This window comes from Rhodobacter maritimus (assembly GCF_058747975.1).
The window spans coordinates 845,614-865,992 of record NZ_CM179095.1 but is presented as its reverse complement, the minus strand read 5'-3'; the positions used below and the strand labels follow the sequence as shown (position 1 = coordinate 865,992).

22 protein-coding genes, 1 other RNA gene and 1 pseudogene are annotated in these 20,379 nt (G+C 66.9%); 5 read left to right on the top strand and 19 right to left on the bottom strand.

Annotated features, from left to right (window positions below):
- Positions 1 to 41 precede the first annotated feature (41 nt).
- Both AC4PTO_RS04365 and AC4PTO_RS04360 read right to left on the bottom strand, forming a co-directional pair.
- Positions 42 to 314, bottom strand: coding sequence for an FAD assembly factor SdhE (locus AC4PTO_RS04365; RefSeq protein WP_492733532.1), 273 nt, complete (start codon positions 312 to 314; stop codon positions 42 to 44).
- A complete protein-coding gene (locus AC4PTO_RS04360; protein WP_492732246.1) occupies positions 314 to 703 on the bottom strand; it encodes a helix-turn-helix domain-containing protein in 390 nt (129 codons plus the stop codon). The genes AC4PTO_RS04365 and AC4PTO_RS04360 overlap by 1 nt, the downstream gene beginning before the upstream one ends.
- Positions 704 to 786: 83 nt before the next feature.
- Between AC4PTO_RS04360 and AC4PTO_RS04355 the strand changes: the two genes are divergently transcribed.
- The gene (locus AC4PTO_RS04355; protein ID WP_492732244.1) at positions 787 to 1,989 is read left to right on the top strand and encodes a pyridoxal phosphate-dependent aminotransferase; all 1,203 of its coding nucleotides are present in this window, start codon (positions 787 to 789) and stop codon (positions 1,987 to 1,989) included.
- A 15-nt stretch (positions 1,990 to 2,004) separates the two neighbouring features.
- Positions 2,005 to 2,427 carry a hypothetical protein gene (locus AC4PTO_RS04350; RefSeq protein WP_492732242.1) on the top strand — a complete coding sequence of 141 codons (423 nt, stop codon included), beginning with the start codon at positions 2,005 to 2,007 and terminating at the stop codon, positions 2,425 to 2,427.
- A 3-nt stretch (positions 2,428 to 2,430) separates the two neighbouring features.
- On the opposite strand, the gene AC4PTO_RS04345 is transcribed toward AC4PTO_RS04350, so the two are convergent.
- Positions 2,431 to 3,804 (bottom strand): MATE family efflux transporter, encoded by a 1,374-nt coding sequence (locus AC4PTO_RS04345; RefSeq protein WP_492733530.1) that lies wholly within the window; start codon positions 3,802 to 3,804, stop codon positions 2,431 to 2,433.
- Positions 3,805 to 3,917: 113 nt separating this feature from the next.
- Complete coding sequence (gene ppk2 / locus AC4PTO_RS04340) at positions 3,918 to 5,015, bottom strand: polyphosphate kinase 2 (protein WP_492732240.1); 1,098 nt, start codon at positions 5,013 to 5,015, stop codon at positions 3,918 to 3,920.
- A gap of 169 nt (positions 5,016 to 5,184) precedes the next feature.
- On the opposite strand from ppk2, the gene AC4PTO_RS04335 reads away from it, so the two are divergent.
- Complete coding sequence (locus AC4PTO_RS04335; RefSeq protein WP_492732238.1) at positions 5,185 to 5,844, top strand: glutathione S-transferase family protein; 660 nt, start codon at positions 5,185 to 5,187, stop codon at positions 5,842 to 5,844.
- A gap of 90 nt (positions 5,845 to 5,934) precedes the next feature.
- On the top strand, positions 5,935 to 7,890 hold the full coding sequence (parE, locus tag AC4PTO_RS04330; RefSeq protein WP_492732236.1) for a DNA topoisomerase IV subunit B: 1,956 nt from the start codon (positions 5,935 to 5,937) through the stop codon (positions 7,888 to 7,890).
- A 25-nt stretch (positions 7,891 to 7,915) separates the two neighbouring features.
- Here parE and AC4PTO_RS04325 read toward each other — a convergent pair whose 3' ends face one another.
- From AC4PTO_RS04325 to gatC, 15 genes and pseudogenes are all read right to left on the bottom strand, one after another.
- The gene (locus tag AC4PTO_RS04325; protein ID WP_492732233.1) at positions 7,916 to 8,320 is read right to left on the bottom strand and encodes a c-type cytochrome; all 405 of its coding nucleotides are present in this window, start codon (positions 8,318 to 8,320) and stop codon (positions 7,916 to 7,918) included.
- A 108-nt stretch (positions 8,321 to 8,428) separates the two neighbouring features.
- A complete protein-coding gene (locus AC4PTO_RS04320; RefSeq protein WP_492732229.1) occupies positions 8,429 to 9,499 on the bottom strand; it encodes a DUF1513 domain-containing protein in 1,071 nt (356 codons plus the stop codon).
- A gap of 4 nt (positions 9,500 to 9,503) precedes the next feature.
- Positions 9,504 to 10,493: an imelysin family protein gene (locus AC4PTO_RS04315; protein WP_492732227.1), complete on the bottom strand. Its 990-nt coding sequence runs from the start codon at positions 10,491 to 10,493 to the stop codon at positions 9,504 to 9,506.
- Positions 10,493 to 11,998, bottom strand: a complete 1,506-nt coding sequence (locus AC4PTO_RS04310; protein WP_492733528.1) for a di-heme oxidoreductase family protein — start codon at positions 11,996 to 11,998, stop codon at positions 10,493 to 10,495. Before AC4PTO_RS04310 ends, AC4PTO_RS04315 begins: the two co-directional genes overlap by 1 nt.
- Positions 11,999 to 12,110: 112 nt before the next feature.
- Positions 12,111 to 12,596, bottom strand: a complete 486-nt coding sequence (bfr, locus tag AC4PTO_RS04305; protein WP_492732226.1) for a bacterioferritin — start codon at positions 12,594 to 12,596, stop codon at positions 12,111 to 12,113.
- A pseudogene (locus AC4PTO_RS04300) lies at positions 12,571 to 12,844 on the bottom strand ((2Fe-2S)-binding protein). The gene bfr and the pseudogene AC4PTO_RS04300 overlap by 26 nt, the downstream one beginning before the upstream one ends.
- Before the next feature lie 9 nt (positions 12,845 to 12,853).
- Complete coding sequence (locus AC4PTO_RS04295) at positions 12,854 to 14,113, bottom strand: imelysin family protein (protein WP_492732224.1); 1,260 nt, start codon at positions 14,111 to 14,113, stop codon at positions 12,854 to 12,856.
- 161 nt (positions 14,114 to 14,274) lie between these two features.
- The gene (gene rpmG, locus AC4PTO_RS04290) at positions 14,275 to 14,442 is read right to left on the bottom strand and encodes a 50S ribosomal protein L33 (protein WP_011750518.1); all 168 of its coding nucleotides are present in this window, start codon (positions 14,440 to 14,442) and stop codon (positions 14,275 to 14,277) included.
- Between the two features lie 122 nt (positions 14,443 to 14,564).
- Positions 14,565 to 15,275 carry a tellurite resistance TerB family protein gene (locus AC4PTO_RS04285; protein ID WP_492732218.1) on the bottom strand — a complete coding sequence of 237 codons (711 nt, stop codon included), beginning with the start codon at positions 15,273 to 15,275 and terminating at the stop codon, positions 14,565 to 14,567.
- 89 nt (positions 15,276 to 15,364) lie between these two features.
- Positions 15,365 to 15,751 (bottom strand): DUF302 domain-containing protein, encoded by a 387-nt coding sequence (locus AC4PTO_RS04280; protein ID WP_492732216.1) that lies wholly within the window; start codon positions 15,749 to 15,751, stop codon positions 15,365 to 15,367.
- An 87-nt stretch (positions 15,752 to 15,838) separates the two neighbouring features.
- Positions 15,839 to 16,245, bottom strand: an RNA gene (gene rnpB, locus AC4PTO_RS04275) — RNase P RNA component class A.
- Positions 16,246 to 16,307: 62 nt separating this feature from the next.
- Positions 16,308 to 16,991 (bottom strand): N-acetylmuramoyl-L-alanine amidase, encoded by a 684-nt coding sequence (locus AC4PTO_RS04270; RefSeq protein ID WP_492732214.1) that lies wholly within the window; start codon positions 16,989 to 16,991, stop codon positions 16,308 to 16,310.
- A 4-nt stretch (positions 16,992 to 16,995) separates the two neighbouring features.
- Positions 16,996 to 17,664, bottom strand: coding sequence for a hypothetical protein (locus AC4PTO_RS04265; protein WP_492732212.1), 669 nt, complete (start codon positions 17,662 to 17,664; stop codon positions 16,996 to 16,998).
- A gap of 32 nt (positions 17,665 to 17,696) precedes the next feature.
- Positions 17,697 to 19,181: an Asp-tRNA(Asn)/Glu-tRNA(Gln) amidotransferase subunit GatA gene (gene gatA, locus AC4PTO_RS04260; protein WP_492732210.1), complete on the bottom strand. Its 1,485-nt coding sequence runs from the start codon at positions 19,179 to 19,181 to the stop codon at positions 17,697 to 17,699.
- Positions 19,178 to 19,465: an Asp-tRNA(Asn)/Glu-tRNA(Gln) amidotransferase subunit GatC gene (gene gatC / locus AC4PTO_RS04255; RefSeq protein ID WP_492732208.1), complete on the bottom strand. Its 288-nt coding sequence runs from the start codon at positions 19,463 to 19,465 to the stop codon at positions 19,178 to 19,180. The genes gatA and gatC overlap by 4 nt, the downstream gene beginning before the upstream one ends.
- A 118-nt stretch (positions 19,466 to 19,583) precedes the next feature.
- Here gatC and AC4PTO_RS04250 point away from each other — a divergent pair, with 118 nt between their 5' ends.
- Complete coding sequence (locus tag AC4PTO_RS04250) at positions 19,584 to 20,279, top strand: metal-dependent hydrolase (protein ID WP_492732206.1); 696 nt, start codon at positions 19,584 to 19,586, stop codon at positions 20,277 to 20,279.
- Positions 20,280 to 20,379 lie beyond the last annotated feature (100 nt).

Sequence of the window (20,379 nt, the reverse complement as noted above, 5' to 3'; positions counted from 1 at the left end):
AATAGGGATCAAATGCCGATCAAATCACGACCTGACAGGCCTCAGGCCGCGCCGTGGCGGGTGCGGGCGAAGGCGCCGATCTCATCCAGCAGGTCGCGGTACTGCGCGGGGCACGGGGCCGCGCCGGTGATCCAGGGATAAAGGTCCTGGTCGTTCTCGGTCAGAAGCGCGTCGAACAGGTCCAGCCGCGCCGGCGCCATCCCTGCCAGGTTCGCCTCGGCATAGGGGCCGAGGATCAGGTCCATCTCCTTGGTGCCGCGGCGCCAGCTGCGCATCGCCATCCGCTTCAGTCGTTCCTGCGCCGTCTCGGCCATCATGCGTCCCCCGTCACAAGGCGCCGCTCAAGCCGCCCGAGGCGGGCGTCAAGCTCTTCGAGAACGGCGCGGATCGCACGGATCTCGCGCACGGTTTCGCGTTCGCTTCCCGGATCGGACCCGGCCTCGGGCGGGCCTTCCAGCCCCTCTCCCTCTCCGGTCAGAAGCCACATCATCGACACGCCCAGAAGCCCCGCCAGCTTCGACAGCCGGTTGGCACGGGGGTCCGAGGCGTCGTCCTCCCAGCTTTCCAGGGTTTCAAGGCGCACGCCCAGTTTAGCGGCAAGATCCGCCTGGCTCAGCCCCGCAGCCTCGCGCGCGTCCGCCAGACGGTCCCCGAAGGTTGCGGTTTCGGGGCCATACCAGTCCGTTCCCTTGTCTGCACTCATGGCGAATTCTCCTCTTCGTGCTTGAACGATGTCGGGGCAGAGCCTAAGACATGCCTCCGGCAGATACAAACCGGAGCTTCGCCATGGCCTTTCTCTCTGACACGCTGGCGCGCGTAAAACCCTCGCCGACCATCGCCGTAACCAACAAGGCACGCGAGCTGAAGGAGGCCGGGCGCGACGTGATCGGCCTTGGCGCGGGCGAGCCCGATTTCGACACCCCCGACAATATCAAGCGCGCCGCCATCGACGCGATCGAGGCGGGCCGGACGAAATACACCGCCGTCGACGGAACCCCCGAACTGAAGAAGGCGATCTGCGCGAAGTTCGCCCGCGAAAACGGGCTGAGCTATGCGCCCGACCAGATCACGGTCAGCTCGGGCGGCAAGCAGGTGCTTTACAACGCGCTGGTGGCCACGCTGAACCCCGGCGACGAGGTGATCATCCCCGCGCCCTACTGGGTCAGCTATCCCGACATGGTGCTGCTGGCCGGCGGCACGCCCGTCTTCGTCGAGGGGCCGATGCAGACCGGCTACAAGATCACCGGCGAGCAGCTTGAGGCCGCGATCACGCCGAAGACCAAATGGTTCATCTTCAACTCGCCCTCGAACCCGTCGGGCGCGGGCTACAGCCGGGCCGAGCTGAAAGAGCTGACCGATGTGCTGCTGCGTCACCCCCATGTCTGGGTGATGTCGGACGACATGTATGAACACCTCGTCTTCGACGATTTCGAATTCGTCACCCCTGCCGAGGTGGAACCCGCGCTTTACGACCGCACGCTGACCTGCAACGGCGTCTCCAAGGCCTATGCGATGACGGGCTGGCGGATCGGTTACGCCGGCGGCCCGAAAGAGCTGATCAAGGCGATGGGCAAGGTGCAGTCGCAATCCACCTCGAACCCCTGCTCGGTCAGCCAGGCCGCCGCGGTCGAGGCGCTGAACGGCCCGCAGGACTATATCGCCGAAAGCCGCGTGGCCTTTGCACGGCGACGCGATCTGGTGGTCGCGGCGCTGAACGATTGCCCCGGCATCGAATGCCCCACCCCGGAAGGCGCGTTCTATGTCTATCCCTCGATCCGTGCGCTGATCGGCAAGACCTCGGCCGGCGGCAGGAAGATCACCGATGACGAAGCCTTCGCCTCGGCCCTGCTGGACGAGACCGGCGTGGCGGTGGTCTTCGGCGCGGCCTTCGGTCTTTCGCCCAATTTCCGGATCAGCTACGCTACCTCGGACGCCGCGCTGAAAGAGGCCTGCGCGCGTATCAAGACCTTCTGCGAAGGCCTGAAATAGCACCCAGGGGGCCAGATGTCGGGCGATCTGCCGGAATACTACTTTCGTATCCGCGAGAATGGCGCCGCGGTCTTTCGGGTCGATACCGAAAACCGTCAGCGCCGCATCGAGATGGACCAGATCGCCGTCGTCAATGTCCGCAACGGCGAGATCAAGCCGCAGGGCGATGGCACGCTGTCCGAGGCCGACCTGGCCGTGATCCGCGACTGGCTCGCGCGCCGCATCGCCCAACTGGCGGCGCGCGACATGGACGATATCCACCGCGCGGTGGATCACCTCAACCTGACGACGCAATGGGTGCAATCGAAAGCCAGCGACGCGCAACTGGACGAGGTGACGGATGCGCTTTTGCTGGCGATGCACGACCTGCGCTCGGTCCTGGTGCGCAAGAAGGCCGACCGGCTGATGAAAGCGGCCCCCGCAGAGGACGAGGCCTAGGGCTCAGGCCAGGACCTGCGCGCGCGTCCAGCCGCCGCGCCAGAACCGCGCCATCAGAAGGCCGCCCGCCAGCACCAGCCCCACCACCAGCCCCAGCCACAGCCCGACCCCGCCAAGATCCATGCGGAAGGCCAGCAGATAGCTTGCGGGGATCCCTACGCACCAGTAGCTGAAGGCCGCAATCCACATCGGCACGCGCGTGTCGCGCACCCCCCGCAGCAGGCCAAGCGCCATCACCTGCATCGCATCGAACAGCTGAAACAGCGCCGCCACCGCCAGAAGCCTTGCGCCGAAGGCGATGATCGGCGGGCTTTCGGGGTCAGAGGCATCCAGAAACAGCGCCACCAGAAACTCGGGCACGGCCAGGAAAAGCACCACCATCGCGCCCCCGAACAGCGCCGAAACGCCGATCGCCACCAGCGCCCCGTCACGCAGGCCCCGCGGATCGCGCGCGCCAAGTGCGCGGCCCGTGCGCACCGTGGCCGCGTTGGACAGGCCAAGATGCACCATGAAGGTCAGCGCCGTGATCTCAAGCGCGATGCCATGCGCGGCCAGTTCCCGCGTGCCGATCCAGCCCATCATCAGCGCCGAGGCCTGAAACAGCCCACCCTCGGCCAGCCCCGTCAGGCCGATCGGCCAGCCCAGCCGGAAGACTTGCGCATAGGCGGGCCAGTCGGGCCGCCAGAAGCGCTGAAACAGCGCGAAACGGCGCAGCGAGGGTTCCCACGCGGCATAAAGCGCCAGGAAGCCGAAGGTCAGCCACTGCACCCCGAGCGAGGCGATGGCCGCGCCGCGCACGCCCATCTCGGGCGCGCCGAGCTTGCCGAAGATCAGCACCCAGTTGATCGCCGCATTCACCACGACGGCCGCCAGCGTGACCCACAGGACGACCTGCGTGCGCTCATTGGCGGCAAGGTAGCTTTTCAGCACCATCACCAGAAGCGCGGGCACCATGCCCCATCCCGCGATGCGCAGGTAATCCTGCGCGAGCGCCGCGACATCGGCCTGCTGGCCGGCCGCAATCAGCAGCGGCCCCGACCACCACATGACCGGCATACAGAGGACGCCGAACTGCAACGACAGCCACAGCCCCATCCGCGTGTCGCGCCGCACCTGCGTATCGTCGCCCGCGCCCAGGGCGTTGGCCACCATGCCCATGACCCCGATCCCGAAACCCGAGCCAAGGATGAACACGATAAAGAAGACCGAGGCGCCCAGCACCACGGCGGCAAGCTCGGTCACGCCATACCAGCCCAGCATCACCGTATCGGTGACATGCAGCAGCATCTGCGCCAGATGCGAGCCGACAAGCGGCAGGCCAAGGCTCAGCGTGGCACGCAGATGCGCGCCCGTGCTCAGGGGGGCGGGGTTGCTCATGGCGCCGACGCTACAGAGCGGCGTGATCCGCGTCCAGCGCCAAGCGACCTGGGGCGGGCCTGTCACCGGCCCGCCCCCGTCGCGCAAGGATCAATCCTGAATCGTGCGGCCCGTCAGGCCTTGGTTTCGGGTGCCTCGTCCCTGGCGCGCACCCGGCGCTGATCGGGATGCAGCGACGCGCCCAGAATATGGTCGGCCTGATGCACCACATGGCTCGCCTTGCCCACGATCAGCGGATCTGGGGGCGTAGCGATCGACAGGTCCTTGTCGGGATAATCCAGCGTCGACAGGAAATGCCGCATGCAGTTCAGCCGCGCGCGCTTCTTGTCGTTGGATTTCACGATGGTCCAGGGCGCATCGGCGGTGTCGGTATAGAAGAACATCGCCTCTTTCGCCTCGGTATAGTCGTCCCACTTGTCAAGGGAGGCCAGGTCGATGGGCGACAGCTTCCAGCGCTTGAGCGGATCGGTCTCGCGCGATTTGAAGCGGCGGCGCTGCTCGTCCCGCGTGACCGAGAACCAGTATTTGTAAAGCCGGATCCCCGAACGGACCAGCATGCGCTCCAGCTCGGGGGCCTGACGCATGAACTCAAGGTATTCGGTGGGCGTGCAAAAGCCCATCACGCGCTCCACCCCCGCGCGGTTATACCAGCTGCGGTCGTAGAAGACCATTTCGCCACGCGTCGGCATATGGCCCAGATAGCGCTGGAAATACCACTGGCCGCGTTCTTCGTCGGTGGGCTTGTTCAGCGCCACGACGCGGGCGAAGCGCGGGTTGAGATGTTCGTTGAAGCGCTTGATCGTGCCGCCCTTGCCGGCCGCATCGCGGCCCTCGAACAGGATCACGAATTTCTGCCCGGTCTCGAGCGCCCATTTCTGAACCTTCAGAAGCTCGGCCTGAAGCCTGGCCTTTTCCTTCTCGTATGCCGCGCGCCCCATGCGATGCGCGTAAGGGTAGCGGCCGGATTCGAAGGCAAGCCGGATCTGGTTGGGATCGACACGAGGAAAGGTCTTCGGCCCCTGCGACGCCTCCCCGGCCGGCTCATCCACCGGTCCGGGCACCGCCTCGGGCGCCGCTTTCGCAACTGCCGCCTTCGGCCGGATGGCTTTTGCCGCAGGCTTCTGCGCTCCATCGGTCTTGGCGGCAGTCACCACGCCCTGCGGCGCCTCAGGCTTGGCCTGCACCGCTTCCTTTCCGATCTGATCTTCCATGCGCTCCCTCCAAACAATTTACCCAACCATTTTACAACGGTTCCAGCTTTGCCGCCTTGATGCGTGTCAAAAAGGCGCATCTTTCAAACTGCTTTCCGGCCGGTTGAAGCGCCCCTTTCCATTTGCCGGGCCGCAAGGCAAAGTTGCCGCAAAGCTAACAGGAGAGGCCATGCTTACACTTTACGGGATGTATCGTTCGCGCGCGTCGCGCAACATCTGGCTGCTGGAAGAGCTGGGGGCGAAATATGTGCTCAAGCCGATCATCCAGGCCTATCGCCTGCCCGATCCGAAGGCGCCGGACGCCCCGCTCAACACGCTCAGCCCCGAGTTCCTGAAGCTTTCGCCCGCGGGCGCGATCCCGGTCATGGAGGATGACGGGCTCATCTTGTCGGAATCGCTTGCGATCAACCATTACATCGCCCGCAAGCATGGCGGACCGCTGGCCCCCGCGGACCTGCGCGAGGATGCGCAGATGGTGCAATGGGCGCTGTTCGCGGCGACCTGGATCGAAACCCCCGCGCTTGAGATCATGATGGCCTATGCCCGCAAGGAAACCGGAACCAAGGCCGGGCAGGCCGCCGTCGCGGCGCTTGCGGACAAGCTGCTGCGCCCGTTCGGCGCGCTGGAAAAGCACCTGTCGATGCACAGCCACATGGTCGGCGGACGTTTCACGGCGGCCGATATCGACATGGCCGAAATCGTGCGCTACGCACAGCCGCATGATGCGCTGATGCAGCGCTTCCCGCGGGTGAAAAGCTGGCTGGAACTGTGCCAGAACCGCGCCACCTTCAAGAAGATGTGGACCCTGCGCGAGGCCGAACCGGCCTGAGCCGGCAGCGCACCGGCCAGCCGCCCTTGCCCCTTGGGCGGCAGATGCTGTATCCCTTCGGGCCAGTCCTACTACAGAAAGACGAACAGCATGGCCGACGACCTTCTGTCCTCCCAGCCCGAGACCTACGACGCCTCTTCCATCGAGGTGCTCGAAGGGCTGGAGCCGGTGCGCAAGCGGCCGGGCATGTATATCGGCGGCACGGATGAACGCGCGCTGCATCACCTTGTGGCCGAGGTTCTCGACAACTCGATGGACGAGGCCGTGGCAGGCCACGCCACCCGCATCGAGGTCGAACTGGCCGAGGATCATTCGATCACCATCCGCGACAACGGGCGCGGCATCCCGATCGACCCGCATCCCAAGTTCCCCGGCAAATCGGCGCTGGAGGTCATCCTGTGCACCCTGCATGCGGGGGGCAAGTTCTCGGGCGATGCCTATCAGACCTCGGGCGGTTTGCACGGGGTTGGGGCCTCGGTGGTGAACGCGCTGTCGGATTCGATGGTGGTGCAGGTCGCGCGCAACAAGGAGCTGTTCGAGCAGCGCTTTTCGCGGGGCATCCCGCTTGGCCCGGTTGAAAAGCTGGGCGCGGCGCCGAACCGGCGCGGCACCACCGTCACCTTCCATGCCGATGAGCAGATCTTCGGCCATCACCGCTTCAAGCCCGCGCGGCTGCTGAAGATGGTGCGCTCCAAGGCCTACCTGTTCTCGGGCGTCGAGATCCGCTGGAAAACCGCCATCGACGACGGCGAAACACCCGCCGAGGCGGTGTTCCACTTTCCCGGCGGCCTGGCCGACTATCTGACCGAGACCCTTGGCAAGGCCTCGACCTATGCCGACCGGCCCTTTGCCGGAAAGGTCCAGTTCCAGGAAAAGTTCGGCGTTCCCGGCTCGGTCGAATGGGCGATCAACTGGACCCCGTCGCGCGACGGGTTCATCCAGTCCTATTGCAACACCGTGCCCACGCCCGAGGGCGGCACCCATGAGGCGGGCTTCTGGGCCGCGATCCTCAAGGGCGTGCGCGCCTATGGCGATCTGGTCAGGAACAAGAAGGCCGAACAGATCACCCGCGAGGATCTGATCGCGGGCGGCTGCGCGCTGGTGTCGTGCTTCATCCGCGAGCCCGAATTCGTGGGCCAGACCAAGGACCGCCTTGCCACCGTCGAGGCGCAGCGCCTGGTCGAGGGCGCGGTGCGCGACCATTTCGACAACTGGCTGGCCTCGGATACGAAATCGGCCGGCGCGATCCTCGATTTCCTCGTGCTGCGCGCCGAAGAACGGCTGCGCCGCCGGCAGGAAAAGGAAACCGCGCGCAAATCGGCGACCAAGAAGCTGCGCCTACCGGGCAAGCTCGTGGATTGCAGCGCGACCAACCGTGAAGGAACCGAGCTGTTCATCGTCGAGGGCGACTCGGCCGGCGGCAGCGCCAAGATGGCGCGCGACCGCAAGAACCAGGCGCTGCTGCCCCTGCGCGGCAAGATCCTGAACGTTCTGGGCGCGGCCTCGAACAAGCTGGGCCAGAACCAGGAGATCAACGATCTGTCCCAGGCGCTTGGCGTCGGGCTTGGCACGCGCTTCAACATCGAGGATCTGCGCTACGACAAGATCATCATCATGACCGATGCCGATGTCGACGGTGCGCATATCGCAAGCCTGCTGATGACCTTCTTCTTCACCCAGATGCGCCCGCTGATCGACAAGGGGCACCTCTATCTGGCCTGCCCGCCGCTTTACCGGCTGACGCAGGGCGCGCGCCGCCTTTATGTGGCCGACGACGCCGAGAAAGAGGCCTGGCTGGCCAAGGGCCTGGGCGGCAAGGGCAAGATCGACGTGCAGCGCTTCAAGGGTCTGGGCGAGATGGACGCCAAGGATCTCAAGGACACGACGATGAACCCCGAGACCCGCAAGCTGATCCGCGTGACGATCCATGACGACATCCCCGGCGAAACCGGCGATCTGGTGGAACGGCTGATGGGCAAGAAGCCCGAACTGCGCTTTCAGTATATCCAGGAGAACGCGCAGTTCGTGGAAGAGCTGGATGTCTGATCCGGCGCCTGCGCGCGCGGCCTGACTAACGGCCGAGCGCCTCGATATATTCGGCCAGTTGCACAAGGCGCAGCGGCGTGGGCGTGGCAATGCCGTCACCGGTATCGACCAGCACGGTCTCGCCCTCCAGAAGCTCGCCGAAGGCGGGCATCTCGCCGGTGGGGCCCTTCTGGGTATAGCCATAGATCTGCGACATCACCCGCGCTTTGGGAAAGACGCCCCCGTTATCGGCCGCAAGCCGCGTCAGGTCGGGCGGCGTCAGGCCCAGATCGCGCGCGACCTCTCCGTCGCCCTTGCCGGCGGGGCCATGGCAAACCGCGCACATGTCGGAATAATCCTCGGCCGCGGTTGGAACCGACACCGCATCCTTCATCGGGATGCAGGCCGCAAGCAGCGGCGAAAGGGCGATGGCAAGGGCCGGAAGGCGCATGAATCTTCTCCGTGACGGGGGCTTGCCACAGACTAGCCCCGCAGGCAGGGGCAGGCAACAGGGCAATCTGCGCCCCGGCGGCCCGCCGCCGTCTTCACGGCGCGATCTTCACAGCGCGATCAGGTGGTTGTCCCAGGCCAGCCCGGCCTGCGCAAGGGGCGCGATGCGCCCGCCCGCCAGCCCCGCCACAAGGCCCTGCCCGTCGGTGATGACGAAGCCGTCCCCACCCGCCGCCGGGCCGATGCCGCAGACATCGCCACGCGCCACGCTCCAAAGCGGTGCGCCCTCGGGGCTGAAGGCCTGCACGCGCCCGCCACGGGGCGAGGTGATCGCCACCTCCTGCCCGCCCGGCGCAAAGGCGATCGAGCCCGCATAGCCCTTCATCGCAAACATCTCGGCATCCGCGGGCCAGGCGAGAGTCGGGTCTTCGCCCCGCCGGTGCAGGCCCAGAAGCGGCACGGGCTCGGCCAGATCGCCCTGCCACTGCATCGCAAACCCCACCAGCCCGTCGCTGCGCAGCGCCAGATGGCGGATCGAGTTCTGCGCAAGATCGGGCAGTTCCACGACCTCTTCCACCACGCCCTCCGGGGACAGGTAGCTCAGGTTCGGGCGCATGCTGTCAAGGTTCAGCGGCGTGCGGTCCAGCGGGTCGGTCTGGATCCCGCCATTCGCCACCACCAGCATGTCCGACATCGGCAGTCGGCGGATTTCATGCGGGCCGATCCCGTTCGAGGCGAACTCTCCGATCCGCGCATAGCTGCGCCCCGCATCCCACAGCCCGATCCGCCCTTCGGAACCTTCGGCCACCACCTCCGAGGTGTAAAGCACCGCGCCATCGGCGGAATAGGCTCCGTGGCCATTGAACTGGCGCCCCTCGGGCGGCGTCAGCCGGGCAAGGCTGGCCCCGGTCACGCAATCCAGAACCAGCGCGAAGGTGCCCGGCCGGCGGGCAAAGGCCACGGCCTCGGGGCGGGTCGGATGGGCGGTGGCGGCATGGCCGCGCCCAGGCAAAGGCTGGCGGAACAGCACCGCGCCCGAACGGCCGATCCCGAACAGCGCATATCCGCCCGACGGCTCTTTCGCGGCCGCAAGGAATGCCGGACTGCCCGCATCGGCCCAGCTGAGAAGGGGCATCCCGCCCGAGGCCGCAAGGGCCGCCAGAAACATCCGCCGCCGCATCCCGTCAATCTCCGTCCGCTGAATTGAACCCGACCCCGACGCCAAGCGCGCCGCCCACTTCGGCAAGGGCCGCCTCCTGTGCGGCCCGGATCGCCTGTTGCAGGATCTCGACCTTCAGGCGCGAAGCGGGCTCGGCCACGCCGGCAAAGACCGGATCGTCCAGATCCTGCGCAAGCGCGATGGCGCGCGCAAAGGCCGCCTCGGTCGCCGGATGCTCTCCGGCAAGGCTGCGGGCCAGATCCCTGAGCGCGATCACCGACAGAGTGACATTGCGCAGCGACCGGCCCGAGGCGATCGCCTCGGCGCGTTCCGGGCGCGGCTTGTCGAAGCTGCCAAGGGGGCGGCCCAGACGCTGGTCGGCGTTGAACTCAAGGCCGGTGATCAGCTGCGTGAACAGCGCCTGACGCGATTCATCGGGGGTCAGAAAGCGGGTGTTGCCCTCGGCGCCGGGGCTGAGAAGCTGATCGGCATAGCCCCCCGATCCCGGCTGCCCCCAGTCCTGCGCCAGAGCCTCCGCCAACCCGGCCAGATCGCCCGCAAGCCCGCGCACCAGCGCGCAACTGTAGTCCCCCGGCCCGTAGGGCGCGCCCCAAAGCAGCCGCTCCAGCGCGTAAAAGCCGCGCGCGGCAACCGATGCCCCGGCAAGCCCCTCTGGCGTGGCAAGCGCGGGATCGGCCGCCGCGATCATCGCCGCCGTCTGGCGCGCGCCGGTCGCCTTGGGGTCGGGCCAGAAGGCGATGGCAAGCGCGCGGCCGCCATCCTCGGCCGGGCCAAGCCGCAGATGGGCCACGCCCATCCAGGTATCGAAGGCACGGTTCCACGGCTCTTTGAGCGGCGCGGCGCTGCAATCCTGCGCGGCCGCCCCGGCCAGATCCGTGCTTGCGCGGGCGAACTCGGCATAGCCCGGCAGGACATGGTCCGAGATCGCCTCGGCGGTATCGGCGGCGGCGGGCAAGGCGCCCAGCAGGAACAGGGCCACAAGTGCAGAACGCATCAGAGACTCTCCAGAAATCGGATCAGGGCGGCCCGTGTCTCGGGCGGCATCGCGGCCACCTTATCACGCGCCAGACGGGCTTCGCCACCATGCCACAGGATCGCCTCCAGCAGGGTCCGGGCGCGCCCGTCATGCAGATAGCCCACGCCGCCCGCGCGCATCGCGTCATTCAGCCCTATGCCCCACAGCGGCGCGGTGCGCCATTCGCGGCCAGTCGCAAGCCCTTCGGGCCGCCCGTCGGCCAGGCCCGGCCCCATGTCGTGCAGCAACAGGTCGCTATAGGGCCAGATCAACTGGAACGACCGTTCGGGGCTGTCGGGCAGGCGATGGGTCACATGGCGCGGCGTGTGGCAGGCGGTGCAGCCCGCCGCATGGAAGGCGCGCTTGCCGGCAAGCACCTCGGGATCGCCCGGCGCACGCCGTTCGGGCACCGCAAGCGAGGCGGTGTAGAAGGCGACAAGATCCAGCGCCTCGCCCGACACCTCGCGCCCGTCGCGCAGGCCCGCATCCTCGCCCGAGGGCAGGGCAAGGCAGGCCGCTTGGGCCGGGGTGCAATCGCCCCAGGGGTCCGGGCGCAGCGGGCTGGAAAGGCCCAGATCGTCCGCAAAGGCCATCGCGGCAATGTCCCGCAGCGTGGCCGTCCCCGCCTTGTAGCCGAACCGGCCAAGCATCGCCTGCCCGTGCGCGGCCGACCAGACCACCGCGGCACGGCCCGAGATGCCGTCGCCATCCGCATCTTCGGGATCGGCGGCGGCCAGCAGATCGGCCGCGGGGATCGCCTCCAGCAGTCCCAGCCCGATCAGCTGCGGCGCCTGCCGCACCGATTGCATCAGCCCCGGATCGTCGCCCTGCCCGGCCCCGTCCCCCGCACGTTCCAGCCCGTAGCGGGGCGCGCGCAGCATGGCCGTCTCGCCCCCCGAAAGCGGCACCGCGATTTCGTCATGGGCCACGCGCAGACGCCCCTCGATGGGCAGGCCGGGCAGGCTGCGGTCCTGCACCTGCCGGCCAAGTGCGGGATCGGGCATCGTGGGGTGCCAGCCGGCAATCGCAGGCGCGTCAACCGCGGGCGCGCTGCGCGACAGCTTGAGCACGAGGCCGGTATTCTCCGCCCCCGCCTCAGGAATCGGCATGCGCGCATTGCCCGGATGGCACCCCGCACAAGAGCGCGCATTGAAAAGCGGCCCCAGCCCGTCCGAGGCCCGCGTGGCCGAGGGCGCGGCGACCCAGAGCTTTTCGAACAGCGCCTTGCCCAGCTCGAACTCCATCCGCCGCGCATCCGCGATCCCCGGCGCGGGAGAGGCGAAATCCGCCCCGCCGCGCAGCGTGGCCGCGCCCGCGGGCAGGGCCTCGTAAGCTTCGGCCGCATCGAACCCCGCAGGCGCGCCGATCGCGGCGGCGATCCGCGCGGCCTCGGCCCCGGTGCGGGGTACGGGGCGCAGATGCGGCTCGGCCAGCGGCCCCGCACCCGCCCCCGCGATCAATCCGGCGCCGGCGACCAGAAGCATCGCCCGCGCGGCCGAGAGCATGTTGTCGAAGGATGCCATGAACTATCCGGCCCTGTGCGGGCCGCCGGGTCCTTGATCTTTGCCCGGACAGCGCGGGCGGGAAGGTTGCGCGCTATTCGGCCTCGTCCGCGGGCTTGGCGTTCAACAGGCCATAGCGTTCCGCACCGATCTTGTCGTGCAGGTCGATCTGCGTTTCGAGGAAGTCGATATGCCCCTCTTCGTCCTGGATCAGATCGTCGAACAGGGCACGGCTGACGTAATCGCCCACCTTGTCGCAATGCTGGCGCGCCTCGATGTAAAGCGTGCGCGCGTCATGCTCGCCCGCCAGGTCGCATTCAAGCGTTTCGCGCAGATCCTGCCCGATGCGCAACGGATCAAGCTTTTGCAGGTTCGGATGCCCTTCCAGGAACAGGATACGCTCGATCAGCCGGTCGGCATGGTTCATCTCTTCGATGCTTTCGGCGCGGGATTTGGCGGCGATGCGCCCATAGCCCCAATCCTCCTGAAGGCGATAATGCAGCCAATACTGGCTGACCGCCGTCAGTTCCGAGCGCAGCGCCGCATTGAGGTAATCAATGACCTTCTTGTCGCCCTTCATGATCTTTCCTTTCTGTTCGCTACCCGCTTGCGGCGCATGCCGCGAAGCTCCAGTGGCACTTCAAGACTGCCGTTTCGGCGCATTGTGTCAAGGAACAGCGGCATGCATCCGCCGCAATCCGCCCGCTTTCCAAGGGCGTGATAGATCTTGCCCGGCGTGATGATCGTCGCCGGGTCGGCGGCGCGCATCCATTCGATCGCGGCATTGATATCGCGGTCGGAAATATGCATGCACTGGCAGACGATCATCGCACTCTCCTACTGGAAAACCGCCGTGGGATTGTCGAGGCTGTCCGAGCCCTCGACCTCGATCTGGGCGCCAAGGGCGGCAACCGCGCGCTGGATCGAGCGGGTCTGCGTCACCAGCGCCTCGACAGAGGCGTTGATCAGCGCGGCGCCCTCTTCGTTGCCCATGCCCAGCATCTGGTCATAGGCCATGCCCGCCTCGGCGGTCTCTTTCAGCCGGCCCAAGGCCGCGACCGAGGCGTCCAGCTCGGCACGCAGCTGCGTGTCCACCGCCGGATCGGCCGCCTTCACCAGATCCGAGATCGACGCCCCCGAAACCACGCTTCCGTCCACGCGGGTATAGCTGCCGGTATAGACGTTGCGGATGCCCAGACCGTCGTAATAATGGCTCAGATGCGTCATGTCCGAGAAGCAGTCATGCTCTTCCTCGGGGTCGTGCAGCATCAGGCCCAGCTTCATCCGCTCGCCCGCCAGCTCGCCATAGGACAACGAGCCGAGCCCGGTCAGGATGGCCGAAATGCCCGCATCGGGATCGTCCAGAAGGCCCGTGCGCGCGGCGCCGTCGGCGGCCCAGTTCGCGGCCATCTCTTCAAGATCCGCCACCAGAAGGTCGGTCGCGGCCTTCAGATAGGCGGCGCGGCGGTCGCAGTTGCCGCCGGTGCAGCCCTCGCCCACAACGAAATCGGTGAAGGGGCGCGCGCCTGCCCCGGCCTTGGTGCCGTTCAGATCCTGCCCCCAGAGCAGGAATTCGATCGCGTGATAGCCGGTGGCGACATTCGCCTCGATCCCCTCGGCCTCATGCAGCACCTCGCCCAGAAGTTCGGGGGTGATCTCGGTCGCGTCGATCGCCTCGCCGCCGATCGTCACGGTGCTGTTGGCAACGATGTTGAGCAGCGCAAGCTCGTTCTCTTCGTTCACCGCGGCCGAGTCCATGTCGACATAGTCGATCAGCCCCTCGTCAAGCGGCCAGGCGTTCACGCGGCCTTCCCAGTCGTCCACGATGGCATTGCCGAAGCGGAACGCCTCGGTCTGCTGATAGGGCACGCGCGCTGCCACCCAGGCCGCCTTGGCCACCGCCTGGCTTTCCTCGGACGGGGCGGTGATGAAAGCACTGACCGCAGCCTGCAACGCCTGCGCGGTCGCCAGGCTGTCGGCATATCCGGCGGCCGCGATATCCGCGTAGTGCGCAAGAACATCGGCCTTCTCCAGCGCGTAAACGGGGAAAGCCGCAAGTGCGGTCGTGGCGGACAAGGCGAACAGGACGGGTTTCATACGAGGGGGATTCCTTTGACCAGCGGCATTTCGCCAAAACCTAGTCAAAAAGTCGGAAATGTAAACCCGATTTTTTCAGTCAGATTCTTTTGCCGCCCGTGAAAACGACAAAGGCCGCACCCGGGGGCGCGGCCTTGTTCAACCGGATCGGTCGGCAGATCTTACTTGATCTTGCCTTCCTTGTATTCGACATGCTTGCGCACGACCGGATCGTATTTGTTCACGGTCATCTTTTCCGTCATGGTGCGGGCGTTCTTCTTGGTCACATAGAAGTGCCCGGTGCCCGCCGTCGAGTTCAGACGGATCTTGATCGTCGTCGGCTTCGCCATCTTACGTCTCCTAGAGTCGGGCGGAAAGCCGCCCGCGAAATCCTTGAAGCCCGCCTTTTAGCGAGGCCCCGCCCAGAGTCAACCGGGAAACCCGTGCCGCGCGCAGAAAAATGGGCCCCGGCTCAAACCTCGGGCTTGCCCATCGCGCGGTGGATCTCGAGCACCTTCCCGGCCTCCAGCCCGAGGGCGGCGGCAAGATTGGCAAGGTATTGCCGCTCCATGTCGGTATCGACGCTGATCGCCATCAGCGCGGCGGAATAGACCTGCGCCTTGGCGCTGTCGCCGGCCGCGCGCGCCAGCCCGTCGATGTCGATCGGGGCATCCAGCTCGGCCGCGACGAAGGCGATCTCCTCGTCCGAGGCATCCGAGAGGTGATCCATGATCTTGGCCCGTTCGGTCGCGTCGATCTCGCCATCGGCCTTGGCGGCCTGGATCATCGCACGGATCATCAGCTTCGCGTTTTCCTCAAGCATCGCATTGCCGGGCATCGCGCCGGTGACGGCGCTCATCATGTCGCCAAGCCCCTTGGCGCCCGCCGTGGCGGCCCCGGTCATCGCATCCATCAGGCTGCCAAGGCCCGCCTCGGTCGCCTCGGTGGCGCTTGCGGCCTGGGTGCCGAAACGGGTGAACATGTCGCGCACCGCATCCTTGCCGCCCGGCACGCCCATCTTCTCGGCGAAATCGCCCATCTGGTCGGCCACGCCCCCGGCCTTGCCGGCATTGCGCAGGGCGTCCTTCATGCCCTCCATGCCGCCGCCCTTGCGGAACTTGTCCACGCCGCGCGCAGCGGCAAAGCCAACGGCCAGCGTGGCAAGCGTCTTGACGAAACTCATGATGAAATCCCCCGGATTGCAGTGATGTGGCGATATTGCCGTGTGGCGCCGAAAGCGCCAAGACAAAAATTCCCGTGACGCGAAAGGGCTCAGAGCGCGCCGACCACCTCGCCCAGAAGGCCGCGCACGCGCGCGGCAACCTCGGTCAGCGCGGGGTTGTCGATCGCCTGCATCGAGGCGACCGGGTCGATGGCCGAAACCTCGACCCCGCCTTCGACCGCGCGCAGGATGACATTGCAGGGCAGCATCGCGCCGACCTTCGGCTCATGCCCGATCGCGTCCCAGGCAAGCGCGGGATTGCATGCGCCCAGAATGCGGTAAGGGGCCATGTCGCGGCCCAGCTTCTTGTGCATCGTCGCGGCCACGTCGATTTCGGTCAGCACGCCGAACCCCTTTTCGGACAGCGCCTTGCGCAGGCGGGCCTCCACGGCCTCAAGATCCTGCCCCGCGATGATGCGATCAATCGTATAGCTCATGGCTGCGCCGTCCTTCCGTCGGTTCATGAAAGAAAACTTGGGGGCTGCGCGCCGCCCGATCAAGGCGCCACCCTGTCGCAGGCGGAAATGCGCGGATCGCCTGTAAGCCGGATTCTGTCCAAGGGGTTGCCCCCTCTGGATGACCATTCCTCTGGCCCCGCAGTTGCCTGCGGGATCAAGCCGCCAACCCGGACCGCCCGGGGCGAAGCTCCCCTGCGGTGCCTTGCGGCCCGCCTGCGGTCCCTATTCGGCGTTGCTCCCGGTGGGGCTTGCCGTGCCGGTCCTGTTGCCAGTCCCGCGGTGGGCTCTTACCCCACCGTTTCACCCTTACCCTGCACGCAGGGCGGTCTGTTTTCTGTGGCGCTTTCCCTGGGGTTGCCCCCGCCGGGCGTTACCCGGCACCGTCACTTCATGGAGTCCGGACTTTCCTCGCGCAGGCAGGTATCCGGGGCGAACCCGGACCTATGCATGCGCGCGGTCATCCAGCGATCCGCGCAGCGCCCAGATAGGCGGGCGCGCGCACGGCGTCAATGGCCCCCCGCAGCCCGCCGCCCCGTCAGGCGCCGCGCCACTGATCGCCATCGGCGCCGAAACGGGCGGCCAGATCGGCCATGCGCGCCATGTCGAGATCCGAAAGCGGCCCTTCGGCACGCGGGTTGAAGCGCATCCGGAAGGCGGCCAGCAGCGTGTCATCGGCCACGGGCGGATAGCCGAGGGTCTGGGCAAGCGCGGCAAAGACCGGCAGTGCGGGCAAAGGCCCGCTCTGCGCATCGGACCAGACCGCAAGCCCCTGAAGCGCCAGCCTGCGCCAGTCGAAGCGCGGGCCCGGATCGGACTTGCGCCCCGGCGCAAGGTCGGAATGCGCGATCACGCCTTCGGGCGGGATACCCCAGCGCGCCATGATCGCGCGCAACAGCCGCTCCAGCGCGGCCATCTGCGGCTCGGGGAAAGGGGCATCGCCGCGATTGGCCAGCTCGATCCCGATCGAGCGCGAATTGACATCCTCAAGCCCGCCCCAGGCCCCTGCCCCGGCATGCCATGCGCGCATCTCCTCGGCCACGAGGGCGATCGCCTCGCCAGTTTCCGAGATCAGCCAATGCGCCGACACCTCGGCCTGCGGGTCACACAGGCGGGCACGCGCGGCCGCGCAGCTTTCCATCGCGGTGTAATGGATCACGATCAGTTCGGGGGTCGCGCCACCGCGCCTTTCGCCGAAATTCGGAGAGCCGCCCCCCGCCATCGGATCAGTTGCGCACGGCCTGGAACGGCGTCGGATCCCATGCGCAGGCAAAGCCGTCGCCATCGGGGTCGAGATTGCCCGGATCGCGCTCCGGGCCGCCGCGCTTGAGGAACGCCATCTGCGCCAGATCAGCCGAGGTATATTTCGCACAGGCCTTGTCATGACGCGCAAGGCTCAACCCGCCGCGCTTCCAGACCGGTTGACCCAGCCGGTTCTGCGCGGAAAGCGCATAGGCCACCAGGTTGGGCGCGCTGTCGCCCGGCCGCGCGGGCAGCGCAGTCACCGTCACCGGCTGATACATCTCGCGGTTGGCCGCGATGCGTTCGGCATCCGCGGCGATCGAGCGGCGCCCGGAAACCGCCTCGAAGCTGTTCTCGTCGGATATCTGTGTCGTCGCCCCCGGCAGCACTCCCGGCGCAAGCGCCGACATCGGCTGGCCGGGCGTCATACGTGTCGGCACAGCCGCGACCGGCGCTCTCTGCGGTGCGGGCGTTGCCGCGACGGCGGGCGACAGGATCGGGGCCGGCGCCGGGCGGTTCCCGCGCAGCGCAGCCTCGCGCTGTTGCAGGTAGGTCTCGTAATCCGAGAACCCCACCCCGGCATCGGGATTGCCTGGCACCGGGCTGCACGCGCCCAGAACGACCATCGGCAGAACCGCCCAGAAAGCCCGCATATCGCCTGTCCCTTCCGTTCCTCTTGTCCCGCTTACCACCAGCGCTGCGGCTTGGCCGAGAAACCCGCCGCCTTTTCCAGCACATAGGCATGGTTGAGCAGATCGCCCTCTTCCCACGGGCGGCCGATCAATTGCAGCCCCAGCGGCAGCCCCTTGCCATCCAGACCGGCCGGGACCGAGATCCCGGGCAGACCGGCAAGGTTCACCGTCACCGTGAACACGTCATTGAGATACATCGCCACCGGATCGGCATCCGCCATCTCGCCCAGACCGAAGGCCGAGGACGGCGTGGCGGGCGTCAGGATCGCGTCGATGCCGGCCGCGAAGGCCTGATCGAAATCGCGCTTGATCAGCGCCCGGACCTTGCGCGCGCGGTTGTAATAGGCGTCGTAGAAGCCCGCCGACAGCACATAGGTGCCGATCATCACCCGGCGCTGGACCTCTTTGCCGAACCCCTCGGCGCGGGTCTTTTCATACATCTCGGTGATGCCGTCGCCCTTGCCCAGCCGGGCGCGGTGGCCATAGCGCACCCCGTCATACCGCGCGAGGTTCGAGGACGCCTCGGCCGGGGCCACGACGTAATAGGCCGGCAGCGCGTATTTGGTATGCGGAAGCGAGATGTCGACGATCTCGGCGCCTGCATCCTTCAGCATCGCCGCCCCGTTGGACCACAGCTTCTCGATCTCGGCGGGCATGCCGTCCATGCGGTATTCGCGCGGGATGCCGATCTTCCTGCCGCGGATGTCGCCGCTCAGCGCGGCCTCGAAATCCGGCACGGGGATGTCGGCGCTGGTGGAATCCTTCGGATCGTGGCTGCACATCGCCCCCAGCATGATCGCCGCATCGCGCACCGTCTTGGTCATCGGACCCGCCTGGTCGAGGCTGGAGGCAAAGGCCACCACACCCCAGCGCGACACCCGCCCATAGGTCGGCTTGATCCCGACGATGCCGGTAAAGGCCGCCGGCTGCCGGATCGAGCCGCCGGTATCGGTGCCCGTCGCCCCAAGGCACAGATCCGCCGCCACCGCCGCGGCCGAACCGCCCGAAGACCCGCCCGGCGTCAGCGCCGTCGGGTCATTGCCACGCCGCCAGGGGTTGACCACATTGCCATAGCACGCGGTCTCGTTCGACGAGCCCATGGCGAACTCGTCCATCGACAGCTTGCCCAGCATCACCGCACCCGCATCCCACAGGTTCTGCGTCACGGTGGATTCGTATTCCGGCCGGAACCCTTCCAGGATGCGCGACGCCGCCTGCGACGGCACGCCCTTCGTGCAGAACAGGTCCTTGATCCCAAGCGGGATGCCGCACATCGCCGGAGCCTCGCCCGCCCTGATCCGCGCATCGGCCGCCTGCGCCTGTTCGCGCGCGATCTCGGGCGTGTGGTGCACGAAGGCATTCAGCGCGCCCGCCCCCTCGATCGCCTTCAGGCAGGTTTCGGTGATCTCGGCCGAGGTCACATCGCCCTTGCGCAGCGCATCGCGGGCATCGGCAATCGTCAGTTCGTTCAGGCTCATTCCACCACCTTCGGCACGGCAAAGAAACCCTCGCGGGCATCGGGCGCATTGGACAGGATCTTGTCCTGGTAATTCCCGTCGGTCACGACATCCGCGCGCCGCTTGAGCCGCATCGGCGTGACCGAGGTCATCGGCTCCACCCCGTCGATATCGACCTCGTTGAGCTGCTCCATGAAGGTCAGGATGCCGGACAATTCGCCGGCAAGCGCCGGCAGGTCCTCTTCGGCCACGGCGATGCGTGCCAGATGCGCCACCTTGCGGGCGGTGTCGATGTCAATGGACATTGGGCTCTCCGCTGTTCTCGGCGCCGGGTTTAGCGCCCAAGGGGCGGCACTTCAAGCACGGCTTCCCTTTCGCGCCCGCCACGGTAGTCTTGGGGCAAGGCAAATCAGGAGGACCCCGATGAAACTGACCTGGCTTGGACATTCCGGCTTCCGCCTCGAGATCGAGACAGCCGTGATCCTGATCGACCCGTGGGTGACCGGAAACCCCGTATTCCCCGAGGACCGCCGCCCCGAGGCGATCGCGGGGGCAACCCATATCCTGCTGACCCACGGGCATGGCGATCACGCCCGCGACGCCATCACCATCGCCGCCGAACGCGGCATCCCGATCGCCTGCGGACATGAACTCTCGGTCGCGCTTGGCGGCAAGGAAGGCGTCACCGCCAACGGGTTCGGCAAGGGCGGCACGATCGAGCTGAACGGCGCAAGGGTCACCATGGTGAATGCCTCGCACTCCAACAGCATCGACTTCCAGCAGGGCGGGCTTCATCCGGCGGGCGGCGAAGCGGGCTTCATGATCGCGGGCGAGGGTCACACGATCTATGTGTCGGGCGATACCGACATCATGGCCGACATGGAATGGATGGGCGATTATCACAAACCCGATATCGGCATCCTCTGCGCGGGCGGGCATTACACGATGGACATGAAACGCGCGGCCTATGCGGCAAGGCGCTACTTCAACTTCGATACGGTGATCCCCTGCCACTACCGCACCTTCCCGCTGCTCGAACAATCCGCCGACGCGCTGATAGCGGGCCTGCCGGGCGTGAAGGTCATCGAACCGCAGGTGATGGAACCGATCTCCTTCTAGGAATACCGGACCGCATTTTCAGCTTCGTGCAAATATCCTGCGGGGGTCCGGGGGTGCAAAACCCCCGGCCTTCGTAACTCGCGCCAAGGCCGGGGGCGCT

Excerpts from the sequence above, each read along its gene's own strand:
- parE (WP_492732236.1), top strand. The coding sequence starts at position 5,935 with ATGGCCGACGACCTTCTGTCCTCCCAGCCCGAGACCTACGACGCCTCT.
- bfr (WP_492732226.1), bottom strand. The coding sequence starts at position 12,596 with ATGAAGGGCGACAAGAAGGTCATTGATTACCTCAATGCGGCGCTGCGC.
- AC4PTO_RS04285 (WP_492732218.1), bottom strand. The coding sequence starts at position 15,275 with ATGAGTTTCGTCAAGACGCTTGCCACGCTGGCCGTTGGCTTTGCCGCT.
- AC4PTO_RS04350 (WP_492732242.1), top strand. The coding sequence starts at position 2,005 with ATGTCGGGCGATCTGCCGGAATACTACTTTCGTATCCGCGAGAATGGC.
- AC4PTO_RS04365 (WP_492733532.1), bottom strand. The coding sequence starts at position 314 with ATGGCCGAGACGGCGCAGGAACGACTGAAGCGGATGGCGATGCGCAGC.
- gatC (WP_492732208.1), bottom strand. The coding sequence starts at position 19,465 with ATGTCCATTGACATCGACACCGCCCGCAAGGTGGCGCATCTGGCACGC.
- AC4PTO_RS04355 (WP_492732244.1), top strand. The coding sequence starts at position 787 with ATGGCCTTTCTCTCTGACACGCTGGCGCGCGTAAAACCCTCGCCGACC.
- rpmG (WP_011750518.1), bottom strand. The coding sequence starts at position 14,442 with ATGGCGAAGCCGACGACGATCAAGATCCGTCTGAACTCGACGGCGGGC.
- AC4PTO_RS04270 (WP_492732214.1), bottom strand. The coding sequence starts at position 16,991 with ATGGCGGGGGGCGGCTCTCCGAATTTCGGCGAAAGGCGCGGTGGCGCG.
- AC4PTO_RS04335 (WP_492732238.1), top strand. The coding sequence starts at position 5,185 with ATGCTTACACTTTACGGGATGTATCGTTCGCGCGCGTCGCGCAACATC.
- AC4PTO_RS04315 (WP_492732227.1), bottom strand. The coding sequence starts at position 10,493 with ATGCGTTCTGCACTTGTGGCCCTGTTCCTGCTGGGCGCCTTGCCCGCC.
- AC4PTO_RS04265 (WP_492732212.1), bottom strand. The coding sequence starts at position 17,664 with ATGCGGGCTTTCTGGGCGGTTCTGCCGATGGTCGTTCTGGGCGCGTGC.
- ppk2 (WP_492732240.1), bottom strand. The coding sequence starts at position 5,015 with ATGGAAGATCAGATCGGAAAGGAAGCGGTGCAGGCCAAGCCTGAGGCG.
- AC4PTO_RS04280 (WP_492732216.1), bottom strand. The coding sequence starts at position 15,751 with ATGAGCTATACGATTGATCGCATCATCGCGGGGCAGGATCTTGAGGCC.
- AC4PTO_RS04295 (WP_492732224.1), bottom strand. The coding sequence starts at position 14,113 with ATGAAACCCGTCCTGTTCGCCTTGTCCGCCACGACCGCACTTGCGGCT.
- AC4PTO_RS04360 (WP_492732246.1), bottom strand. The coding sequence starts at position 703 with ATGAGTGCAGACAAGGGAACGGACTGGTATGGCCCCGAAACCGCAACC.
- AC4PTO_RS04325 (WP_492732233.1), bottom strand. The coding sequence starts at position 8,320 with ATGCGCCTTCCGGCCCTTGCCATCGCCCTTTCGCCGCTGCTTGCGGCC.
- AC4PTO_RS04250 (WP_492732206.1), top strand. The coding sequence starts at position 19,584 with ATGAAACTGACCTGGCTTGGACATTCCGGCTTCCGCCTCGAGATCGAG.
- AC4PTO_RS04345 (WP_492733530.1), bottom strand. The coding sequence starts at position 3,804 with ATGAGCAACCCCGCCCCCCTGAGCACGGGCGCGCATCTGCGTGCCACG.
- AC4PTO_RS04320 (WP_492732229.1), bottom strand. The coding sequence starts at position 9,499 with ATGCGGCGGCGGATGTTTCTGGCGGCCCTTGCGGCCTCGGGCGGGATG.
- gatA (WP_492732210.1), bottom strand. The coding sequence starts at position 19,181 with ATGAGCCTGAACGAACTGACGATTGCCGATGCCCGCGATGCGCTGCGC.
- AC4PTO_RS04310 (WP_492733528.1), bottom strand. The coding sequence starts at position 11,998 with ATGCTTCTGGTCGCCGGCGCCGGATTGATCGCGGGGGCGGGTGCGGGG.